The following is a 15,699-nucleotide window of genomic DNA, read 5'->3' on the forward strand; positions in this document are numbered from 1 at the left end:
TCCATTGAAAGATTTATTCTTTAAATATCAAGCACAAACGTCGCCATTTCCTTTGGCTATGGAAGTTTCTCATGCTAAAGGAAGTTATATTTTCGACACTAACAACAATGCACACCTAGACTTTGTAGCAGGTGTATCTGCATGTACTTTGGGACATTGTCATCCAAAAGTTATTGAAGCGATAAAACAGCAAGCAGACCAATATTTACACGTCATGGTTTATGGTGAATATGCGCAAGGTCCTGCAGTAGATTTATGTCAATTTATAGCAGACCATTTACCCGCTCCGTTAGAACAAACTTACTTAGTAAATTCTGGTACCGAAGCTATTGAAGGCGCAATAAAATTAGCACGTCGCGTTACTGGAAGAAGTCAAATTATCGCCATGAAAAGCGCCTATCATGGTAACACAATGGGCTCTTTAAGTTTAATGGATTACGAAGTAAGAAAAGCGCCTTTTAGACCATTAATTCCAGATATTCATCATATTAATTTTAATAGTGAAACAGACTTAGATTTTATTACCAATAAAACTGCAGCTGTCATTGCAGAAACGATACAAGGTGGCGCAGGTTTTATAGAGCCAACTAATGATTATTTAGCTAAGTTAAAAGCAAAATGCGAAAGCGTTGGCGCTTTATTAATTCTTGATGAAATTCAACCAGGTATTGGTAGAACAGGAAAACTTTTTGGTTTTGAAAACTATAATGTTATTCCAGATATTGTCGTTACCGGAAAAGGTCTTGGTGGCGGATTACCAATTGGTGCTTTTACAGCTTCAAAAGCACACATGTCTTTATTACAAGACAATCCAAAAATGGGACATATTACTACATTTGGTGGTAATCCTTTAATTGCAGCGTCCGCTTTAGCAACATTAAAAGAAGTGGTTAACAGCGACTTAATGCAAGAAGCTTTAGAAAAAGAAAAACTGGTAAAAGACCTACTTTTACAACATCCTTTAATTAAAGAAGTGCGTGGTCGTGGTTTAATGTTAGCTGCAATCACAGCATCTGCTGACGTCACCAATCACGTGGTCTTAGAAGCTCAAAAACGAGGATTAATTCTATTTTGGTTACTATTTGAACCAAAAGCCATACGCATAACTCCGCCTTTAACAATTAGCAAAGACGAACTTAAAAAAGGCTGTGGCATTATTATTGACATACTTAATACATTACTGTAATTAAGTAATCTTCTAACCGACTAAAGCTCAATTAAAAAACAGTGTAAATTGTAATTGTTCATTACTTTGTTAAAAACAAATCAGCTAAAAGCTTCAAAAAAGTCTAATAGAGCATTACATTTATTACAAGGAAATTAAAAATGCCTATGGAATTTAGCCAAGATAAACCTAACAATAATGTGTCTTTAAACAGATTTGAGTCGATGCTAAAAACAAATAATGTGTTGTTTTTTGACTCAGAAGAATTCGAAAACATTATACATCATTACCTAAATCAAGGTAAAGTAGCATTAGCTAAAAAAGCGATAAAATTAGGTTTAGAACAACATCCATCTTCAACTAATTTAAAGTTATTTAAAATTGAAGTGTATGTTTTTGAAAACAAACTAAAAGAGGCTAACCAAATGTTAGATGCGCTTTATGTTTTAGAGCCTTCTAACGAAGAAATCTATATTCAAAAAGCCAACATTCTTTCAAAAGAAGACAAGCACGAAGATGCTATTAAGGTTTTAAAAATTGCTTTAAATATTTCTGAAGAAACCTCAGAAATCCATGCATTAATTGGTATGGAATACCTGTTTTTAGACAATTTTGAAGAAGCTAAACAAAGTTTTATGCGTTGTTTAGAAGAAGAACCAGAAGATTATTCTTCATTATACAACATCATTTATTGTTTTGATTTTTTAAATGAAAACGAAGAAGCAATTACGTTTTTAAACAAATATCTTAATTCAAATCCTTATTGCGAAGTTGCTTGGCACCAACTAGGTAAACAATATTTTTCTATTAAAGACTACAAAAAAGCTTTAGGTGCATTTGATTTTGCAATAATATCTGACGATACTTTTGTTGGTGCATATTTAGAAAAAGGTAAAGTTTTAGAAAAATTAAAACGCTATAAAGAAGCGATAGAAAACTACCTACTAACCTTAGAACTTGATGACCCAACAAGCTTTGCGTTATTAAGAATGGGTTGTTGTTATGAAAAATTAGGTCAGTTAGATTTAGCAAAACAATACTATTATAAAACAGTAAAAGAAGACCCTTTATTAGATAAAGGTTGGACTGCTATTACGAAGTTTTATTTAAAGCAACATAATTACCAAAAAGCATTATACTACATCAATAAAGCAATAAATATTGATGCAGAAAATGTAATCTATTGGAAACTTTATGCGCAAATTAATCAAAGACTTAATTTTTTAGAAGAAGCTGAAAGAGGCTACAAAAGAGCAATAGAATTAGGCAACTACGAGTTAAGCACTTGGTTATCTAGAACAGATATTCTTATACAGTTAGGCGAGCCTGAAGCAGCTAGTTTAAATTTAATTCAAGCGGCAGAATTTTATCCAGAAAATGCTGAAATAGAGTTTAGATTATCAGGAATCTACTACAAACTTTTAGAAACCGAAAAAGGCAGCTATCACCTTAAAAATGCAATGCGTTTTAATAGCGAATTTTTATTTATTGTAGAAGAACTGTTTCCTAAAGTATACCATTCTGTAACTTTTCAAAAGGCGTTAAAAAAGATACAATAACTTAATCTTCATTCTATTTTTACATACCTTTGATGTCTTAACAAATTAAACATGCAAAGACGTTTAAAAGACTATCTTTTTATTAGCTTAAAAGGTGTTGCAATGGGCGCAGCAGATGCTGTACCTGGTGTTTCTGGTGGAACAATCGCTTTTATTTCTGGTATCTATGAAGAATTAGTAACTACAATAAGTAATGTTGATTTTTCTTTATTTAAAACATTAAAAAAAGAAGGGTTTTTCGCGTTTTGGAAACAATTAAACGGTAACTTTTTATTAGCGCTTTTAACTGGTATTATTATCAGTTTTATTTCTTTTATGCGCTTAGCAAAATTTCTTTTAGAAGAACATCCGGTATTGATTTGGTCGTTCTTTTTCGGGCTAATTATTGCAAGTATTTACTTTGTTGGTAAACAAATAAAAAAATGGTCACTTTCTACTGTAATTGCACTTATTGCAGGTGCAGCAATTGCTTTTTACATTTCTAATTTACCATCTTTGGCTAGTAATACTAACTCTTACTTTTTATTTATAGCAGGTGCTATTGCTATTTGTGCCATGATTCTACCTGGTATTTCTGGTAGTTTTATTTTAGTAATTCTTGGTGCATATAAAACATTAAGTGATGCTTTTCATGATTTTGATATCAAAAAAATAGCCCTTTTTGCTTCTGGTGCAATTGTCGGTCTTTTATCCTTTAGTCGTGTTTTAAAATGGCTTTTTAAAAACTATCACAACCTAACATTAGCGCTACTAACTGGTTTTATTTTAGGCTCTTTAAACAAAGTTTGGCCATATAAAGAAACCTTAAAAGTTATGGAAGACGCTTCAGGAAATATTATTGATTTTGAAACCATTTCTAACTTTGGAACACTAGGTATCTACCAAAAATCTATTCAAGATTTTGATAGTTACAAAATGGTGATAGAACAAAGCATTTCACCTTCACATTATGCCGAAATTAATCAAGTTAGCGCACAACTTCCTTTAGCTATAGGTTTAATGATTGCAGGATTTTTAACTATTTTTATACTAGAAAAAGTAGGAAACAAACCAGAATAATGCAAAGTACCAGAACATTAAAAGACCGTATTTTTTTAGTTCTTAAAGGTTTAGGAATGGGCGCAGCAAATAAAGTGCCTGGCGTGTCTGGTGGTGTTGTTGCTTTTGTTGCAGGTTTTTATGAAGAGTTTATTTATTCGCTTCAAAAAGTTAATGTTAAGGCTTTTAAACTACTTTTTAATGGTCGGTTTAAGTCCTTTTACAACTATATAAACGGTCGTTTTTTGGGTCTTTTATTCTTAGGAATGGTTATTAGCTATTTTAGTGTTTCAAAAATTTTAGACTACTTAATTACCCATTATCAACTTTATGTTTGGAGTGTATTTTTTGGGATGATTATTGGCTCTATTTACTACATAAGTAAAGATTTTAAAGACTGGAAACCTACAACATACTTAGCTTTAACTATTGGCGTTGCTATTGGATTAAGCATTAGCTTTTTAGATCCCGCAACTCAAAATGACAATTTATTATTTGTCTTTTTCTGCGGAATTATAAGTGTATCTGGTATGACTTTACCTGGTTTTTCAGGATCCTTTATTTTGATACTTTTAGGTAATTACGTGTTGCTTTTAGTAGATTCAGTAAACGCTCTTTACGATACATTTACCGAGATTATTGTAGGCGATTTCAGCTTCACTTCAAATCTTGAACGTATAAGAATGCTTAAAGTTTTAGCAGTCTTTACGCTTGGTTCTGTTGTTGGATTAGTCACGTTTTCTCACGCATTAAACTATATTTTAAAACATTATAAAAGTGTAACTATCGCATCAATAATTGGCTTTATTGTTGGCTCTTTAGGAGTCGTTTGGCCTTTCAAAGAAACCATTTACAAAACCAGTAATAATACTTTTGTACTAGACTCTAGAGGAGAAAAAATCATCGAAAATTACAAACGTTATTTACCAGAACTCACTCCTGAAACCTACTACGCTATTGCTTTTACCATTATCGGTATTGCAATAGTTTTAGCTTTAGAGCTTTATGGACAAAAAACAAGACAAGCCAATGCGTAAATTTGGACTAATAGGTCGAAATATCTCCTACTCTTTTTCTCAAAATTATTTTTCAATAAAATTTAAAGACGAAGACATTACCGATGCTACATATGAAAATTTTGATATAGAAAATATTAACTTATTTAAAATCGAAATACTAAATCAAAATAACATCAAAGGTTTAAATGTAACTATACCTTACAAAGAAGATATCATTCCATTTTTAGATAGTTTAGATAAAAAAGCTAAAAAAATAGGTGCTGTAAATACTATAAAAATTACAAAAAAAGGAAAAACAAAAGGTTATAATACCGATTGTTATGGTTTTAAAAAATCACTAAAACCTCATCTAAAAAAAAGACATAAAAAAGCGCTTATTTTAGGAACTGGCGGCGCAAGTAAAGCTATTGCTTTTGTTCTTAAAAAATTAGGAATTAAATATAGTTTTGTATCAAGAACATCTTCTAAACAAGCAGATTTCACCTATTCAGAATTAACAGAAGACATCATAAACGACCACAAAATAATCATCAATTGTACGCCTGTTGGCACGTATCCAAACACCGATCATGCTCCAGATATTCCGTATAATTTCATTTCAAAAAAACATATTTTGTACGATTTAATTTACAATCCTTCAGAAACAACATTCCTTAAAAATGGAAAGCAAAAAGGTGCAAAAATCATTAATGGTTACGATATGTTGGTGTTTCAAGCAGAAAAAGCTTGGAAAATATGGAATAAATAGAGCTTAGCACACAATTTTGTTTGTAGTTTTTCAACTAGTTACTATCTTTAAATTCTAAATTTTAAAACATTTTAAAGATGTCAGAGCTAGATAACCTGCAAAACGCAGACGGAACGGAAGAAAAAAAAGAAACTGTACAACCAACAACAGAAGACACTACAAACAATGAAGACGATAAAGTCTTAAATGAAATTGACGACTCTAACGCAGAAGATGCCGAAGATGAAGGCAATAAAGACAGACATAATATTGAAGAAAAAGATTATGAGTCTTTAAACATGGAGCAATTGGTTATAGAACTTGAGCGTTTAGTTAAAAACGAAAAAGTTCAAGCCATCAGCAAACACGTTAATGCTTTAAAACACGAGTTTGATAAGCAATTTCATGACTTACTTGAAGAAAAGAAAGAAGAGTTTTTAAGTAATGGCGGTGTAGAGATGGACTTTAGATACAACTCGCCGTTACAACGTAGCTTTAGAGACACTTATAAAGATTATAAGCAACGCTTAACTGCACACTACAAAAATTTAGAAAAAAACTTAAAGCAAAATCTTAACAATAGATTAGAAATTATTGAGCAAATAAAGGCACTTACCGAAGATGCTGAAGACTCAATGAGCACTAAATACAAGTCTTTTAAAGATTTACAAGACCAATGGAGAAATGCTGGTCCAATACCAAGAGACAAGTATAACAACGCATGGAATAGCTACCATTTTAATGTAGAGCGTTTTTATGATTTATTACACTTAGATCGTGATTTACGCGACAAAGATTTTGAGCACAATTTAGAGCTAAAAACAAAAATCATAGAGCAAGCAGAAGATTTAGCTAAAGACAATAATATAAACAGAGCCTTTAGAGAACTTCAAAATCTACATAAAATTTGGAAAGAAGAACTTGGTCCTGTTGCAAGAGAACACAGAGAACCAATCTGGGAACGTTTTAAAGAAGCCACAAAAAAAATTAATGACAGAAGACAAGATTACTTTAAAGGATTAGATGAGCTTTACGAGCAAAACCTTGTAAACAAACAAGCCATTATCGAAAAAATTGCTCAAATTTCTTCAGAAAACATTAATTCTCATAAAGGTTGGCAAAATAAAATTAAAGAAGTTGAAGCGTTAAGAGAAGAGTTTTTTAAAGCTGGAAAAGTACCTATTAAAGTGAATGAAGCTACTTGGGCTAAATTTAAAGATGTGGTACGTTCTTTCAATCGTAAGAAAAATCAATTTTATAAAGATTTAAAAAAGGAACAATACGTTAATCTTGAAAAAAAGCAAGAATTAGTAAAAATTGCCGAAGAAAATAAAGACAATGACGATTTTGAAGCTACAACACCTTTAATGAAAAGAATCCAATTAGATTGGAAACAAATTGGACACGTTCCAAGAAAAGATAGTGACAAAATCTGGAAGCAATTCAAAAAAGCTTGCAACCATTATTTTGACAGATTAAAAGATCAACGCAATGCAGCTACAGCTGAAGAAGAACAAGCTTTTAAAGAAAAAGAAACTTTATTAGCTCAGGTTAAAGAATTGAAACTTTCTGGAGAGCAAAAAGAAGATTTAGCGACTATAAAAGAACAAATTAATAAGTGGAAAAACATTGGTCGTGTACCAAGAAATAAAAGACATATTGAAGGTGACTTTAATAATACTTTAGATGGTTTATTTAAAAACTTAGACTTAAATAAATCTGAAGCTGAAATGATAAAATTTGAAAACAAACTTCAAGATTTATCATCTACAGATAATCAAAGAGATTTAGATAATGAGCGTTTTTACATTCAGAAAAAAGTAGATGAAATTAAAGGCGAAATTAATCAGTTAGAAAATAACCTTCAGTTTTTTACTAATGTTAAATCTGATAATCCTTTAGTAAAAGAAGTACATAAAAACATTAAAAAACACAAAGAAGAGTTAGCACTTTGGAAAACCAAACTTAAAAAAATTAAGTCTCTGTATTAATGAAAGATAACGATTGGTGGGATAATCTTATTAACTATATAAAGTTTAAAAACTTTTTTGCTTTAATAGTTTTAGGTATTCTACTTATAGCATTAATCATTAAAATCATTATTGAAAACATATCCTAATAAAAAACCAAACCCTATTTCTGGTAAGAAATAGGGTTTTGGCTCCTAACTAAACTAACCAATTATTTCTCTTCGCTTACAAGAAATAATTCTATTTTCTATGACACCTAATATGATGTATGCTATTAATCAACTTTATTCTATAAAAGGAAAGATTAAATGTCATATGCCTTATATACGTTAGTTAAATAGCTTTGGACGTTTTAAAACTGAAAAAAAATAAATTTTCACATTTTTTAACAAAAAACCATTGTAAAAGCAATGTATACAATGGTTTTTAAATTATAATAATTGAAAAAATCAGTAGATTTTTCCAATTACAGTTTTTTGGCTTCTTCCCAAAAAACATCCATTTCAGCAAGTGTCATATCTTTTAAGTCTTTATTTAAAGATTTTGCTTTTTCTTCTAAATACATAAAACGTTTTGAGAATTTTTTATTAGTACGTTCTAATGCGTTTTCTGGATTAATTTTCAAGAACCTTGCATAATTTACCATAGAAAAAAGTACATCTCCAAATTCGCTTTCCATAGCGTCTTTGTTTCCTTTTTGTACTTCTTCTTTAAATTCAGATAACTCCTCTTCCACTTTCTCCCAAACTTGTTCTGGTTGTTCCCAATCAAAACCAACACCAGCTACTTTATCTTGTATTCTATTTGCTTTTACAAGTGCTGGTAAGCTATTTGGCACGCCTTCTAAAACACTTTTTTTACCTTCTTTTAGTTTAAGGTTTTCCCAATTTCTTTTTACATCGTCTTCATTTTCAACTTTTACATCTCCGTAAATATGCGGATGTCTGTGTATTAGTTTTTCGCAAACTGTATTTAATACATCTGCTATATCAAAATCGTTTGTTTCGCTACCAATTTTTGCATAAAAAACCAAGTGAAGCATTAGGTCTCCTAGTTCCTTTTTTACTTCTTCTAAATCGTTATCCAAAATAGCATCACCAAGCTCGTAAGTTTCTTCTATAGTTAGATGACGTAGGGTTTGCATGGTTTGTTTTTTATCCCATGGACATTGCTCGCGTAACTCATTCATAATGGTTAATAAACGGTCAAATGCTTTTAATTGGTCTGCTCTGCTATTCATAAAAAAAGATGTTTTGGTAAAAGTACAATGATTTATTTATGCTTAAAACATTGGCACAAAAAAATCCAGCGTTTAGGCTGGATTTGATATATTGTTTAAAGAAAAATGTTATTCTTCTTCATCGTTAGATGATGATTCTTCATCTAAATTTAAAAGGTCATTTTTAACTAGCAAGTTGTACCACTGAATGACTTTTTTTATATCACTAACGTATACTCTATCTTCATCATAATCTGGTAAAACTTCAAAAAAGTACTCTTCTAACTTATCTTTAGAGTCTTTGTGACTTACAGCTGTTTCTTTACCATTTTCTTTCTCACTAATTTTTCTAAAAACATCTGCTAAAGGCACTTCTTCTGTTAAAGTGTAAATTGCTATCTCGCTTAATACACTAACATTTTGTTGAATACCAATAGCTAATCTTTTTTGATCTATTAAAGATTCTGCTATAAAGCCTGTTCTTGTTTGAGTTACTAATTTGTATAATCCAGGTTTTCCTGAAATTGCTAAAACTTTTTCTAAAGCCATAAATTTATTTTTAAAGGTCGCAAATATCTAATCTTACATTGGGTTTTCCAAACGTTTAACGTTTCTTTTTCATTAAAGGAAACTTCATACGATAGTCTACATTTATTTTTCCTTTAGAGATATTTGCTAGTTTTCCTTTTATTAAACGTTTTTTAAGTGGTGATAGTTTATCGGTAAATAAAACACCTTCTATATGGTCATATTCATGCTGAAAAACACGTGCTGCAAGACCTGATAATTCTTCTGTATGTGTATTAAAATCTTGATCTTGATACTGTATTTTTATATTTGGCTGTCTAAACACATCTTCTCTTACGTCTGGTATACTTAAACAACCTTCGTTAAATGCCCATTCGTCTCCAGATTCCTCTAAAATAACTGGGTTTATAAATACACGTTTAAAATTTTTTAAAGTTTCTTGCTCGTCTGTTTCTAAAAATTCATCTTCAGCAAATGGTGATGCATCTACTATAAAAAGCCTAATAGACAACCCTATTTGAGGTGCTGCAAGACCAACACCGTATGCACCGTACATGGTTTCAAACATGTTATCTATTAACGTGTCAAGATTTGGATAATCTTTAGTTATTTCTTTGGCTTGCTTTTTTAAAACGGGATCACCGTAAGCAACTATAGGTAGTATCATAAATTCTTATTTATTATAAAGGTAACTTTGAAGGATAATAGTTGCACTAACCTCATCCAACAACGCTTTGTTTTGTCTTTGTTTTTTCTTTAATCCACTATCAATTAAGGTTTGAGCTGCCATTTTAGAGGTAAAACGCTCGTCTACTCTTTCAATAGGAATATTTGGAAATGTAGATCTTAGTTTAGAAATAAATGGTTTTATTAAAACTTCACTTTCGCTTGCTGTATTATCCATTTGCTTTGGCTCTCCTACTAAAAAAAGCTCTACATTTTCTTTTTCTGTATATGTTTTTAAATAGCCTAAAAGCTCGTTTGTAGCTACAGTGGCTAATCCAGAAGCGATTATTTGCATATCGTCTGTTACTGCTAATCCAGTTCTTACTTTACCGTAATCTATTGCTAATATTTGAGCCATTTTAAAATTTTATGCAAATTTATGGTTTTATAGATTAACACCTTAAATATTATGCCATATTTTAATTTATAGGAATTATATTTGCGTGAAGGATTGCAACGACATCCTTTTTTTGCTGCCACATATGGCAAAAAAAGATATAGTGGAATGCCTGACCTTTAGGGCACGCCAAAAAAATGAAATTACAAAAAATGAAAGATTTACAACAAACTATTGAAACTGCTTGGGATAACCGAGATCTTTTAACAGAAACAACAACTATTGAAGCAATTAGAAAAGTGATAGCGCTTTTAGATGAAGGTTCACTTCGTGTTGCTGAACCAACAAAAGATGGTTGGCAGGTTAATGAATGGGTAAAAAAAGCGGTTGTACTTTACTTCCCGATACAAAAAATGGAAACTTTAGAAGTTGGTATTTTTGAATACCACGATAAAATCCCATTAAAAACTGGTTACAAAGAAAAAGGAATTAGGGTTGTACCTCATGCTGTGGCACGTCACGGAGCATACATTTCTGCAGGTACTATTTTAATGCCTAGTTATGTAAATATTGGTGCTTATGTAGACGAAGGTACTATGGTTGATACTTGGGCTACTGTTGGTAGTTGTGCGCAGATTGGTAAAAACGTACACCTTTCTGGTGGTGTTGGTATTGGTGGTGTCTTAGAGCCATTACAAGCCGCTCCTGTAATTATTGAAGATGGTGCTTTTATAGGCAGTAGATGTATTGTTGTTGAAGGTGTTAGAGTTGGTAAAGAAGCTGTATTAGGTGCAAATGTTGTTTTAACAATGAGTACAAAAATTATTGATGTTACTGGAGATGAACCTGTTGAAATGAAAGGTTATGTACCAGAACGTTCTGTTGTGATTCCTGGTAGTTATACTAAAGAATTTGCTGCAGGAAGTTACAACGTACCTTGTGCATTAATAATTGGTAAACGTAAAGAAAGTACCAACAAAAAAACATCGCTTAACGATGCGTTACGCGAATATGATGTGGCTGTTTAAACAAAAGTTACATAGCAAAATGAATAAAAAAATCCTAAACTTTAAAGTTTAGGATTTTTTATTATGATTTAAATTGCATTTTTCGTCCAGATCTACGCAATTTTTTTCGGTTAATTTTATGCTGAAAAGCCATACTTTGTTTTAACATTAAATCGTGAGTCTCTTGATAAGATGTATTGTATAATTCAGAATATTTTTTAGCAATTACTTTTATCATAGTTTTAGATAGCCATAAGCGTCTAAAATTATGCATACGCTTCTCAAAAGTCATCGATTCAAAACGCATTCGGTTTAAATCTATAAGATAAAATTTATAGCCTTGTTTTGTTTTAACAACTAACGTGTTCCCTGGCGAGTGATCTAAAAAGTTAATATTGTTTTCATGTAATTTAAAAGTAAATTCTGCAAATTGCTTTAAAATTTCTTCTCTTTCAGGGAATTTTGGATTGTGTATTAATGCTCTAAATTCAAAATCATAATCAATATGTTCACTTACATAGTAGCTTTTTTTAAGTCCTAAAGTTGAAGTTTCTTCTTTATAAGCTATAGGAAAAGGTGTTGAAATACCACAATCAATTAACCTACTTGCATACTCAAAAGATCGTTTTGCTTTACTTCGTCTTATCCATTTGTAAATAAAACTATTAAAGGCATTTGGTTTTTTAAACGACTTAATATTTAACGTTAAACGGTCTACTTCAAAAGATTTGATAACATTACGTTGACCAATAGTTACGGCTACTCCTTTGCTTTCAAAACCTTTAATTATACTTTCAATCTTAGATTTTAAATGTTGATATTTTGGATGACAGTGTATGATTTTAATTAATTTTAAGTTGCATCAAAGATATGTTAAACTAAATTTTAATAAAAGCCGATAAAATTATATTTTGCGCTAAGGCAAAAGCCAATTTAGATGAAGAAGATTTTAATCATTCAAAATAAAAGAATTGGAGATGTGCTATTAGCCTCTTTAATTGCTACAAATTTAAAAAAAGTATTTCCAGATTCTGTAATAGATTACATGGTTTACGATTACACAACTGGTGTTATCGAACAAAACCCTTCTATTGATAATATTATTGAAATTAAGGAAAAAGAACTTAAAAAAATACCGGTACTTCTTAAAACAGCTTTTAATGTACGACGCAAAAAGTATGATATTGTTGTAGATCCTTATGCAAAATTTCAGAGTCGTGTTATCACTTTATTATCAGGCGCAAAGACTAGAATTGGTTTTAAAAAACGGGAAAAAAATCCGCCGTTACCGTTTTACACACACAATATTTCGTTTTTAAAAGAAAAGACAAAACCATGCGGAAAGTCTATTGAAGACAGAGTGCATCTAGTTACTTCGGTTTATGATATTGAAAACCCTGTTTATGAGCCTAAAATATATTTAACTAAAGCTGAAGAGCAATACGATAAACTTGACAAATACGACAAGCCAGTTATTATGTTTGGCATTTTAGGTAGCACGCCACAAAAATCTATGCCTTATGACTATATTGTAAAGTTGATAGATTTTGTGACCGAAAATTATGATGTCTATGCGTTATTTAATTATGCACCACATCAAAAAGAAGATGCTCAAACCATATACAATCAATGCAAAAATAAAGAACAAATAATATTTGATATTTATGAAGAAAGTATTCGCGGTTTTGTATTACTTATGAATAAATGCAAGCTGTTAATTGCTAATGAAGGCGGTACAGTACACATTGCAAAAGCGTTAAACAAACCAACATTTACTATTTTCTCACCATATGTTTTAAAAGAACATTGGGCTAGTTTTGAAGATGGTAAAAAACACACCTCTACTCATCTTTTAGATGAAAAACCAGATTTATTTTCAACTGATAGAGAACAACGTAAAAAAATTGAAGAAGACCCTAGTTTTCTATATAAACAATTAACACCGGAATTAATCATACCAAAATTAAATGCGTTTTTAAAGCAACATTTTTAACCACTTTTAAGCTAAAAATCAATAATGAGTAAACTAAGCCTAATAGATCGATTTCATCATTGGAGAAGAAAAAACAGATGGAACAGACAATACAAAAAAGGAAAATGGGACTATCTAAATAATGAGCGTGAAGACTTAAGATATCAAAAAATTGTTGAATTCATTTCAAAATATGCTTCTAAAAATCCTACAATTTTAGACCTTGGAGCTGGTGAAGCTGTTTTAAACGGAAAATTTGAGCCTGCAAGTTATTCTCATTTTTATAACGTTGACTTTTCAAAAGCTTCAATAACTAAAGCAAAACAAAAAAATCACCCAAAATCTACTAGTTTAGTTGCAGATATTCATACTTATAATCCTAATCAAACTTATGATGTAATTGTTTTTAATGAAGCTTATTATTACGTTCATCATAACTTAAAAATAGACGTATTAAACAGATTTACTGAAAAATTAAATCCTAACGGAATTTTATTAGTTTCTATTTACAAAGAAGGTTTAGACTGCTGGGAAATTATTGATGCAAAAAAAGATTTAGAAAAACTTGATTTTAGCAAAGTTGAAACAGACAGAGAACAAACCTATTGGAAAGTTGGAGCTTACCGCATTAAATAGTTTATTATGAATGTCTAACTAACAGCTACTGCAACAAATTAGGTTGATTATAAGTACTTATAATTACAGAGATTGTTGGCATACTATTTTTTGACAATACCGTAATCTGTCCAAGTACGTTTTTCATCTTTTACAGCTTTTCTAATTTTTAAATTTCGCTCTAAAGATTCTTTAGTTTTGTAACCTCTTGGATGATCTAAATGTAGTACAATTGCTTTATGGCGTATTTGTTTAGATTTAATTCCATAATTAAACAATCGTTCTCCTAATTCTCTATCTGGTCCTCCGTATTGCATTCGCTCGTCATAACCATTTATTGCAATTAAATCTTCTTTCCAAGCACTAGAGTTACAGTTATTAAAAGTTGCTCCTGTTGGTGTTGTTGCGTCTAAAAAATCTGCCCAAAGTCCGCTAGCATTCAGTTTTAAGGCTTGTTTAAAACTTACGTTACCATTCTTTTTTAACCATTTGGTATCAAAGCAATTTTCATTTTCAATATCTTTTAACTCAATGGTTTCACTAGTAGGCATATCTAATTTTAAATATCCACCAGAAAGAAAATAACCTTTTTCTGCATATTTTGCATGTGTTGACACAAAATCTTTACGAGCAATACAGTCGCCATCTGTCATTAAGATATAATCATATTCTGTTTGCATAATACATTTATTAAGCAACTCTTGACGTCTGTATCCTTTATCTTCATGCCAAATATGACGTAAGTTTACAGGGTAATCTGCTTTAAAACGATCTATCAATTGTTTAGTAGTGTCGCGCGAGCCATCATCTGCTATAATGACTTCAAAATTGTCATAATCTTGATATTTATAGCTTTCTAAAACTTTTTCAAGCCAAGCTTCAGCGTTATACGTGCTAATTATTACAGAAATTGGTAAACCACTCATTAATTTAAGTTTCAAAATTGAAATGCAAAGATAGTCATATTTAAAATATTGCTAGTTTTGATTTTTTTAAGAAGGATATAAAAGCGTAAATTTGTGTTTTATTGTTTTAAATGAAGAAATTATCTGTCATCATCCCGACCTTTAACGAGGAAAATTATATTGAAAAAGCGATACGGTCTGTACGCTTTGCCGATGAAATTATCGTCGTAGATTCATTTAGCTCTGATAAAACAGTTGATATTGCCAAAAAAAACAATTGCACTGTTGTACAACGACAATTTGATAATTTTTCTAATCAAAAAAACTTTGCTTTACAATACGCTACTGCCGAATGGGTTTTGTTTATTGATGCTGACGAGCGTATCCCTTTTGCATTAAAACAAGAAATTTTAGATGTCATTAAAAACCCAAAACATGCTGGATATAAATTAAACTTTCCGCATTTTTATATGAATCGGTTTTTGTACCATCACTATGATTCGGTATTACGTTTGGTTAAACGTGCTAATTGTAGATTTGAAGGTTTAGTGCACGAAAAATTGATTATTGATGGTAGTATTGGTCAACTTAAAAACCCTGTACTACATTTTACTTACAAAGGTTTAGAACATTATATCAGTAAAAAAGACAGTTATGCTTGGTTTCAGGCAGAACAAATGCTAAAAAAAGGAAAAAAAGCAACTTATTTTCACCTAGCTTTTAAACCTTTTTACCGCTTTTTTAGTAGTTATATTTTAAGACGCGGTTTTATGGATGGTGTTCCTGGACTAGCAGTTGCCAGTATTAATGCCTATGGCGTATTTTCTAGATATGCTAAGTTGATGTTATTGAAAAAAGGGATTAGGTAAGCTTGAAGCACGAAGTTTGAAGACAAAAGACGGAAGACGGAAA

General features: G+C 30.8%; 17 protein-coding genes. 11 read left to right on the plus strand and 6 right to left on the minus strand.

Annotated features, from left to right (window positions below):
• Positions 1-4 precede the first annotated feature (4 nt).
• From WA327_RS02380 to WA327_RS02410, 7 genes are all read left to right on the plus strand, one after another.
• The gene (locus WA327_RS02380) at positions 5-1,186 is read left to right on the plus strand and encodes an aspartate aminotransferase family protein (RefSeq protein ID WP_336066027.1); all 1,182 of its coding nucleotides are present in this window, start codon (positions 5-7) and stop codon (positions 1,184-1,186) included.
• A 146-nt stretch (positions 1,187-1,332) separates the two neighbouring features.
• Positions 1,333-2,724: a tetratricopeptide repeat protein gene (locus WA327_RS02385; RefSeq protein WP_336066030.1), complete on the plus strand. Its 1,392-nt coding sequence runs from the start codon at positions 1,333-1,335 to the stop codon at positions 2,722-2,724.
• Between the two features lie 51 nt (positions 2,725-2,775).
• Positions 2,776-3,783 (plus strand): DUF368 domain-containing protein, encoded by a 1,008-nt coding sequence (locus tag WA327_RS02390; protein ID WP_336066033.1) that lies wholly within the window; start codon positions 2,776-2,778, stop codon positions 3,781-3,783.
• Positions 3,783-4,799 (plus strand): DUF368 domain-containing protein, encoded by a 1,017-nt coding sequence (locus WA327_RS02395; protein WP_336066036.1) that lies wholly within the window; start codon positions 3,783-3,785, stop codon positions 4,797-4,799. Before WA327_RS02390 ends, WA327_RS02395 begins: the two co-directional genes overlap by 1 nt.
• The gene (gene aroE / locus WA327_RS02400; protein WP_336066039.1) at positions 4,768-5,529 is read left to right on the plus strand and encodes a shikimate dehydrogenase; all 762 of its coding nucleotides are present in this window, start codon (positions 4,768-4,770) and stop codon (positions 5,527-5,529) included. Before WA327_RS02395 ends, aroE begins: the two co-directional genes overlap by 32 nt.
• 77 nt (positions 5,530-5,606) lie before the next feature.
• Positions 5,607-7,499, plus strand: a complete 1,893-nt coding sequence (locus tag WA327_RS02405) for a DUF349 domain-containing protein (protein ID WP_336066040.1) — start codon at positions 5,607-5,609, stop codon at positions 7,497-7,499.
• On the plus strand, positions 7,499-7,627 hold the full coding sequence (locus WA327_RS02410; protein WP_336066042.1) for a hypothetical protein: 129 nt from the start codon (positions 7,499-7,501) through the stop codon (positions 7,625-7,627). Before WA327_RS02405 ends, WA327_RS02410 begins: the two co-directional genes overlap by 1 nt.
• A 317-nt stretch (positions 7,628-7,944) precedes the next feature.
• Here WA327_RS02410 and mazG read toward each other — a convergent pair whose 3' ends face one another.
• The 4 genes from mazG to ruvX form a co-directional block, all read right to left on the minus strand.
• Complete coding sequence (mazG, locus tag WA327_RS02415) at positions 7,945-8,718, minus strand: nucleoside triphosphate pyrophosphohydrolase (RefSeq protein ID WP_336066044.1); 774 nt, start codon at positions 8,716-8,718, stop codon at positions 7,945-7,947.
• Positions 8,719-8,826: 108 nt separating this feature from the next.
• Positions 8,827-9,246, minus strand: coding sequence for a DUF5606 domain-containing protein (locus tag WA327_RS02420; RefSeq protein ID WP_336066046.1), 420 nt, complete (start codon positions 9,244-9,246; stop codon positions 8,827-8,829).
• A gap of 55 nt (positions 9,247-9,301) precedes the next feature.
• Positions 9,302-9,892, minus strand: a complete 591-nt coding sequence (gene def / locus WA327_RS02425) for a peptide deformylase (RefSeq protein ID WP_336066049.1) — start codon at positions 9,890-9,892, stop codon at positions 9,302-9,304.
• 6 nt (positions 9,893-9,898) lie between these two features.
• Positions 9,899-10,309 carry a Holliday junction resolvase RuvX gene (ruvX, locus tag WA327_RS02430; RefSeq protein WP_336066051.1) on the minus strand — a complete coding sequence of 137 codons (411 nt, stop codon included), beginning with the start codon at positions 10,307-10,309 and terminating at the stop codon, positions 9,899-9,901.
• Positions 10,310-10,500: 191 nt separating this feature from the next.
• On the opposite strand from ruvX, the gene WA327_RS02435 reads away from it, so the two are divergent.
• Positions 10,501-11,316, plus strand: a complete 816-nt coding sequence (locus WA327_RS02435) for a 2,3,4,5-tetrahydropyridine-2,6-dicarboxylate N-succinyltransferase (RefSeq protein WP_336066314.1) — start codon at positions 10,501-10,503, stop codon at positions 11,314-11,316.
• Between the two features lie 61 nt (positions 11,317-11,377).
• On the opposite strand, the gene WA327_RS02440 is transcribed toward WA327_RS02435, so the two are convergent.
• The gene (locus WA327_RS02440; protein WP_336066316.1) at positions 11,378-12,142 is read right to left on the minus strand and encodes a lipopolysaccharide kinase InaA family protein; all 765 of its coding nucleotides are present in this window, start codon (positions 12,140-12,142) and stop codon (positions 11,378-11,380) included.
• Positions 12,143-12,232: 90 nt separating this feature from the next.
• On the opposite strand from WA327_RS02440, the gene WA327_RS02445 reads away from it, so the two are divergent.
• Positions 12,233-13,288, plus strand: coding sequence for a glycosyltransferase family 9 protein (locus WA327_RS02445; RefSeq protein WP_336066054.1), 1,056 nt, complete (start codon positions 12,233-12,235; stop codon positions 13,286-13,288).
• 24 nt (positions 13,289-13,312) lie between these two features.
• Entirely contained in the window at positions 13,313-13,903 is a 591-nt protein-coding gene (locus WA327_RS02450; RefSeq protein ID WP_336066056.1) for a methyltransferase domain-containing protein, read from the plus strand.
• Positions 13,904-13,986: 83 nt separating this feature from the next.
• Here WA327_RS02450 and WA327_RS02455 read toward each other — a convergent pair whose 3' ends face one another.
• A complete protein-coding gene (locus WA327_RS02455; protein ID WP_336066059.1) occupies positions 13,987-14,808 on the minus strand; it encodes a glycosyltransferase family 2 protein in 822 nt (273 codons plus the stop codon).
• Between the two features lie 110 nt (positions 14,809-14,918).
• Here WA327_RS02455 and WA327_RS02460 point away from each other — a divergent pair, with 110 nt between their 5' ends.
• Positions 14,919-15,656 carry a glycosyltransferase family 2 protein gene (locus WA327_RS02460; protein ID WP_336066062.1) on the plus strand — a complete coding sequence of 246 codons (738 nt, stop codon included), beginning with the start codon at positions 14,919-14,921 and terminating at the stop codon, positions 15,654-15,656.
• Positions 15,657-15,699: the final 43 nt, after the last annotated feature.

Origin of the sequence: Mesoflavibacter sp. CH_XMU1404-2 (genome assembly GCF_037029465.1) — a bacterium.
Taxonomy (GTDB): domain Bacteria; phylum Bacteroidota; class Bacteroidia; order Flavobacteriales; family Flavobacteriaceae; genus Mesoflavibacter.